Source organism: Sulfuricurvum sp. (genome assembly GCF_022759005.1).
Taxonomy (GTDB): Bacteria; Campylobacterota; Campylobacteria; order Campylobacterales; family Sulfurimonadaceae; genus Sulfuricurvum.
Map to the genome: position 1 here is coordinate 1 of NZ_JAEMQA010000046.1, position 6065 is coordinate 6065.

The 6065-nt window shown below is 46.0% G+C and carries 8 protein-coding genes; all 8 read right to left on the bottom strand.

The features are described from left to right. Positions 1–119 precede the first annotated feature (119 nt). On the bottom strand, positions 120–1379 hold the full coding sequence (locus JHC35_RS02770; RefSeq protein WP_295041852.1) for a homoserine dehydrogenase: 1260 nt from the start codon (positions 1377–1379) through the stop codon (positions 120–122). Next, entirely contained in the window at positions 1376–2599 is a 1224-nt protein-coding gene (locus tag JHC35_RS02775; protein ID WP_295041853.1) for an LL-diaminopimelate aminotransferase, read from the bottom strand. The genes JHC35_RS02770 and JHC35_RS02775 overlap by 4 nt, the downstream gene beginning before the upstream one ends. Positions 2600–2671: 72 nt before the next feature. Next, positions 2672–3298, bottom strand: coding sequence for a hypothetical protein (locus JHC35_RS02780; RefSeq protein WP_295041854.1), 627 nt, complete (start codon positions 3296–3298; stop codon positions 2672–2674). Positions 3299–3308: 10 nt separating this feature from the next. Continuing rightward, a complete protein-coding gene (locus tag JHC35_RS02785; protein WP_295041855.1) occupies positions 3309–4142 on the bottom strand; it encodes a hypothetical protein in 834 nt (277 codons plus the stop codon). Beyond that, positions 4139–4816, bottom strand: a complete 678-nt coding sequence (gene rlmB / locus JHC35_RS02790) for a 23S rRNA (guanosine(2251)-2'-O)-methyltransferase RlmB (RefSeq protein ID WP_295041856.1) — start codon at positions 4814–4816, stop codon at positions 4139–4141. The genes JHC35_RS02785 and rlmB overlap by 4 nt, the downstream gene beginning before the upstream one ends. A 13-nt stretch (positions 4817–4829) precedes the next feature. Then, positions 4830–5639: a 16S rRNA (cytidine(1402)-2'-O)-methyltransferase gene (gene rsmI, locus JHC35_RS02795; RefSeq protein ID WP_295041857.1), complete on the bottom strand. Its 810-nt coding sequence runs from the start codon at positions 5637–5639 to the stop codon at positions 4830–4832. A 42-nt stretch (positions 5640–5681) separates the two neighbouring features. Beyond that, on the bottom strand, positions 5682–5885 hold the full coding sequence (gene rpmE, locus JHC35_RS02800; RefSeq protein WP_295041858.1) for a 50S ribosomal protein L31: 204 nt from the start codon (positions 5883–5885) through the stop codon (positions 5682–5684). Continuing rightward, a partial coding sequence (locus tag JHC35_RS02805) for a hypothetical protein (protein WP_295041859.1) occupies positions 5882–6065 on the bottom strand: 184 nt, incomplete at its 5' end. The genes JHC35_RS02805 and rpmE, both read right to left, overlap by 4 nt.

Below are 6065 nucleotides of genomic sequence, written 5' to 3' on the forward strand. Positions count from 1 at the left end.
ACGCAGTTATAAACATTCAATTCTATTTGTCCAAGAGGGCAAAGTGGACGCGTATGTTACAACAAACAAGGTTAAATTTTTATTAAGGTATAAAAGGGAAGGGGAAATACGAAACGTCTTTAGACGATTCGTATCATAAACGGGGTTTCTAAAACCGCATCAAGGGTTTCAAGCTGTACAAGTAAATCACGGATGGAGCGCTCACGAGCTTCATGCGTTGCAAAAAGAAGATGGGCGCACTCTGTTTCAGATGGACGCTGAATGACTGCTTCGATCGAAATCGAATGATCGGCAAAAAGGCTCGTGATTTGCGCCAAAATACCCGGTTTGTCGGATACACGCAAACGCAAATAATATTTCGAACAAATATCTTCGCTGTTTTTGAGTCGTAGCCCCTCTTCGAGCGGATGGTTGAATCCAAGCATCGGCGAACGTTTTCCGGAACGGACAATATCGATAATATTGGCGACCACTGCACTTGCCGTCGCATTGCCCCCTGCACCCGGTCCGTAATAGAGGGTTTCGCCGACACGATCGCCGACAACACTGATCCCGTTCATGACACCGTCGATTTTCGCGAGCATCGCATCTTCTTTGACCAATGCAGCATGGACACGCAGTTCCACTTCGCTCTCATCGCGTTTCGCGATCCCCAAAAGTTTGATTGTGTATCCGAACTCTTTGGCAAATTCGATGTCCGCAGGGGTAATCCCCTCGATCCCCTCAATCAAAATCTCTTCGGGTTTAGCATCGATACCGTAAGCAATCGATGCCAAAATAAGAAGCTTGTGCGCCGCGTCAAATCCCCCGATGTCAAAGGTCGGATCGGCTTCGGCATATCCAAGTGCCTGAGCTTCTGATAACACTTCAGCAAAAGGGGCACCCTCTTGCATCATTTTGGTCAGCATAAAATTACACGTGCCGTTCATTATCCCCATAATCGAAAGAATATGGTTCGCTGAAAGTCCATCACGCAGTGCGTTAATGATCGGGATTCCCCCTGCAACACTCGCTTCAAACTCAAACGGAATATCACCCGCGATCTCTTGAAGCTCATAACGGTGATACGCTAAAAGGGCTTTGTTTGCGGTCACCACCGCTTTGCCGTTTTTGAGCGCTTTTTTAACAATCTCCAACGGAAGTTCAACTCCGCCCATCAATTCGACGACAATGTCTATCTCAGGATCATCAACAATATCATACGGGTTTTGCGAAATCGCGATAGAGAGATCGGAAACTTTTGATAGATCGCGCACAACGCCGCTTTTGACAACGATTTCATCTCCCGATCGAGCGCTAATAATCGATTTGTTTTCTTCTAAAATCTGAACGACGGAGCGCCCTACCGTTCCTACACCAATAACGCCGACTCGTGTCACTCACTCGCCTTGCCGCTCAAAGTACTCAAAAACTGTTTGATATTTTTCGCCGCTTGACGGATACGCTGATCGTTTTCAATCAATGCGATACGGACATATTCATCGCCGTAATCCCCAAAACCGATCCCCGGAGCTACCGCGACGTTTGCTTCCACCAAAAGGCGTTTTGAGAATTCTAAACTTCCCATGTGGATTGCGCACTCTGGAATTTTAGCCCATACGAACATTGATGCCTGATTTCGGCGAATCGGCCATCCTGCACGGTTGAATGCATCAACCAATACGTCTTGGCGGTGATCGTATTTATCGGTAATCTCTTTGACGCACGTTTGATCCCCGGTCAAAGCAACGGTAGCCGCAACCTGGATCGGAGTAAACATCCCATAATCCAACCAGCTTTTGATCTTTTGGAGTGCACCGATCAATTTTGCGTTTCCGACGAAGAAACCGACACGCCATCCCGCCATGTTATAGCTCTTAGAGAGGGTGAACGCTTCAACCGCAACGTCTTTCGCTCCAGGAACGGAGAGGATCGACGGAGTTTTATATCCGTTAAATGTCAAATCACCGTACGCAATGTCGCTGATAACATAAAAACGCTCACGCTTCGCCATCTCGACCACACGGGTATAAAACTCCGGCGTGACAGTTGCTGTCGTCGGATTGTGCGGGAAATTCACCACAAGGTATTTCGGTTTTGGAAAAGAGACATGAAATGCATGTTCCAAACGCTCAAAAAAGAGGTCTTCGTCCACTTTGTAATCTTCATCAAACGGCAATTCCATTTTTTGAACGTTTCCGCCCGCCAAAATAAAGCCGTACGAGTGGATCGGATAGGTCGGATCAGGAACAACAACGACATCGCCCGGATTGGTAATCGCATAAGCGAGATGGGCGTACCCCTCTTTAGACCCCATCGTTGCAACCGCTTCGGTATCCGGGTTCAAATCAACGTCGTAGCGTTGTTTGTACCAGTCACAAATCGCTTGGCGAAGTTTTGGAATCCCTTTTGAAACTGAATATCCGTGAGTTTTGGTTTTTTCTGCCGATTCCACCAGTTTTTTGCGAATGTGCTCAGGGGTATCTCCGTCAGGATTTCCCATGCTGAAATCGATAACGTCCGCACCGGAACGGCGACGCGCCATTTTTAGCTCATTCACTTCAGCAAATACATATTTCGGGAGGCGTTTAATCCGGTCAAATTGGATTTCATCAAACATGGCTACAACCTGTGATTAAAAAATTGCGCCATTTTAGCATAAGAGGCTTAGTTTAACTATAATATGAACGAGTTAGCGCCCGCTGATAGACTCGATCCACATCCCCTCTTTTAGCAATTTCATCCCCTGGGTATTGGAGACCATCAGATAAAAAGAGCCCTGGGGCAATTCAAATTCCCATTCCTCTTTCGGTTCCATGGAGCGATAGGCATACAGGACATCCATTTTTTCATTCAATACGGCCACATCAGGATACCATTTTCCGACATAGGGGGGAGTGATTCGGATATGTTGCGTTTCATTCACTTGAAACCATTGGGGAGAGTTGACACGTTTGAGTTCACTCCCATCATCCGAACCGAGTGCAAGAATATTCCATTTCGCATTGTTCGCATCGAGAACTAATTCCAGCTCTTGATTTTCTAAACGGGATTTCTCGATACGGATATTCTCTTCTTTAAAGTTTTGAGCCAAAGCCGCTCCGTTAAACGCTTTGTTCCCAACCGCAATCGCGCTGATTTCTCCCGAGCCGCTCTGTGCGCTGAAGTTGCGAATATCCAAACGGTATCCGATGGTATTAAAGGCATTATGGATGGTTCGCAGAGCTACGCTCGGCTCTCCGCTAAAAGTGATGTGGGTACTAAGGGTACTCCCCAACAAAAGAAAAGGGAAAAATAATGCAAATAAAACCGTTTTCATCCCTTGTTGCTTACCAACCGTTTCCACCGTTTCGTTCTAAAAACTCTTTGTGGGTAATCTGCTTCAATGCACCGTGGTCAGAGGCAAAATAGACGGCATTTTTCTCTTTCAGCTGTGTTTTTCCTTCAGGAGAAGCGATCTCCACTCTGCCGTGTCCCATAATAAGGAGGATATTTTTATCGGTATCGATCACGATCGGATCTTTTGTAATCCCTTGCGATTTTGCACCGTTTGCAAGATCAATCATTCCGTACCAAACTTTGTATTTTGGAAGAATCGAAATCTCTTTGGCGGAAACCAGTGCTTTTGCAGGCTTGATAGTTTTGTTGGCATCTGTGACGGTAGCAACTTCCGGAGCAACAGCGGGAGTAATAGCCGGCACACTTACGTTGGTTTCATTCTGATCGGTCATATTCGAATCGCTGTTTTGATCTACCACTGCAACCGACGCGGTTGTTAAATGGATGACATCTTCTTGCGGTGACGTGGAAAGTTTCCCTTGCAAAACATATCCTCCGCCGATAAGTAACGCAATCACGCCAATCCCCGCAAGAACCCATTTTGGTTTTGAATTGACGTTTGCCTGTAAAATAGCTGACGGTTTAGGTGCCATCATTTCTGCATTTTCATTGTAAAAAGCTTTGTACTCTTCTTTGATGTTGTTTAAATCAACACCGAATTCCCGCTCCAAAATCGATATATACCCCATAAACTGAACACGTCCGATTTGCTCATAGGCTTTTCCCATTATCAGCTCTAATTTATCACGAGATATATGGGTTTGTTCATGGATTTTCTCAATTCCAAGAGCCTGCAAATCTTCGAACGTGTTACACTGCTTCATCTCATTCTCTCCATTAAAATTGCTCCAGCTACGCCGACATTCAAAGAATCAAAATCATGCGCCATCGGGATAGAAATTCCGACGTCAAGGCTTTTTTGAACTCGACCGCTCAACCCTTCCCCTTCGTTTCCGAGCACCAATGCCCGTTTAGAGGCGAATGATGCCTCACGTACATCCTGCCCGTCCATTACCGCACCGTAAATTTGAAAGCCTGATTGTTTCAATTCGTGCAAAACATCGTGAATATTGTGGATGATCACCAATGGCATATCGAGTGCCGCACCGCTGCTGGTTCGGATCATCGGTTCGAGGTTTGGCTCTTTGATACCGCTGATAACGATCGCATCGACACCGAGCGCATAGGCACTGCGGATCAAGGAACCGATGTTACCCATATCGGTAATCGAGCTGAGAATGACGATGAAATCGCATTTTTTGAGAAACGGCGAAGCGTAAGGGACAATTTGTGAAATCTCGGCGATAAATCCCTGATGATTCCCCCCTTTGACCATTGCCTGAGCCGCTTTTTCGGGGATCCGTTTAATCTCGAATCCCATTTTCATGAGATGCGAATACTCTTTTTTGTCAAGCTCTTTCGCCAAATAAAGAGTTTTTATACGATCCTTATGACGTTCAATTGCATAATAAACCGGTTGTTTTCCATAAATAATCATGAGGTATTATATCCTAAGATTTCATGAGACGCGTATAGCACTCTTTGGGATTTTCACCCGTAATTTTGGCGATCAGTTTGGAAGCGGCTTTTTTAGGGATATCAAGAGCCAAAATGTCCTGTTCGCTGAGTGAAGCGCTTTTCCCTTCGGAGGCTTCGATCACGACGACCCATTCCCCTCGTATCTCTTTGTCCATTTGAGCGATCAGCTCCGAAGCCGTCCCCCGATAAAACCGCTGGTACCGTTTGGTCAGCTCTTTGGCCAAAAAGACCTGCCGTATGGGTGTGGCTATCGCGATTTCGCCTAAAAGTTTCTCCAGTCGAGTAGGCGCTTCATACAAAATCGTCGTGTAACCGTTGAACAATGCCTCTTGCAATGCAGCAGATCGATCATTCCCTTTGTGAGGCAAAAACCCAAAAAAAAGCATTTTTGTCTCAACAAATCCGCTGGCGACGAATGCGGTCAATACGGCATTCGCCCCCGGCAAAACATCGTACGCAATACCCTGATCGATACAATAGCGTACCAGCATCTGCCCAGGATCGCTGATCCCCGGCATCCCCGCGTCGCTCACATACACGACATTTTGGTTAAAAAATTCTGGGGTGAGTTTGGAAACGAATTCGGCTTCATTGTGCGAATGGAGACTGAAAAACTGGGGTTCGATCGCTGTGAGGTTATGTCGCTCTTTGAGCAGATGGATCAGTTTTTTCGTAACACGGGTATCTTCGCAAAGGATAACATTAGCAGTTGATAAAGTTTCAAGGGATCGAAGGGAGATGTCAGAGATATTACCGATAGGAGTGGGAACGAGGCTTAGCATAAATGTGCTCGGTTTCTGCCCCCAAAGAGGCAAAGGTTTTAATTACGAATTTAGTGCGTAACGTTTTTTGAATTTGTCGATACGTCCTGCAGTATCTACTTGACGTTCAGAACCGGTGTAGAATGGGTGACATGCACTGCAGATATCAACACGGATTGATTCTTTTGTACTTGTTGTCGTGAATGAGTTACCGCATGCGCAGCTTGCTGTACATTCAACAACGTTCGGGTGAAGATCTTTTTTCATAGGTTTGCCTTGTGATCGACGGCGTTGTACGTCGGTCTGTATAGTTTTATATCCGTACGGGGGCGGATAATTGGAGGCGAATTATAACAAAAAAATTCTTTTTTTACAATAACCGTCCCGCTATCGCTACGGCTGCCGTTTCGGAACGCAAAATCATCGGGAGAGGAAAGAGGCGAATGC

Excerpts from the sequence above, each read along its gene's own strand:
- JHC35_RS02775 (WP_295041853.1), bottom strand. The coding sequence starts at position 2,599 with ATGTTTGATGAAATCCAATTTGACCGGATTAAACGCCTCCCGAAATAT.
- JHC35_RS02780 (WP_295041854.1), bottom strand. The coding sequence starts at position 3,298 with ATGAAAACGGTTTTATTTGCATTATTTTTCCCTTTTCTTTTGTTGGGG.
- JHC35_RS02785 (WP_295041855.1), bottom strand. The coding sequence starts at position 4,142 with ATGAAGCAGTGTAACACGTTCGAAGATTTGCAGGCTCTTGGAATTGAG.
- rlmB (WP_295041856.1), bottom strand. The coding sequence starts at position 4,816 with ATGATTATTTATGGAAAACAACCGGTTTATTATGCAATTGAACGTCAT.
- rsmI (WP_295041857.1), bottom strand. The coding sequence starts at position 5,639 with ATGCTAAGCCTCGTTCCCACTCCTATCGGTAATATCTCTGACATCTCC.
- rpmE (WP_295041858.1), bottom strand. The coding sequence starts at position 5,885 with ATGAAAAAAGATCTTCACCCGAACGTTGTTGAATGTACAGCAAGCTGC.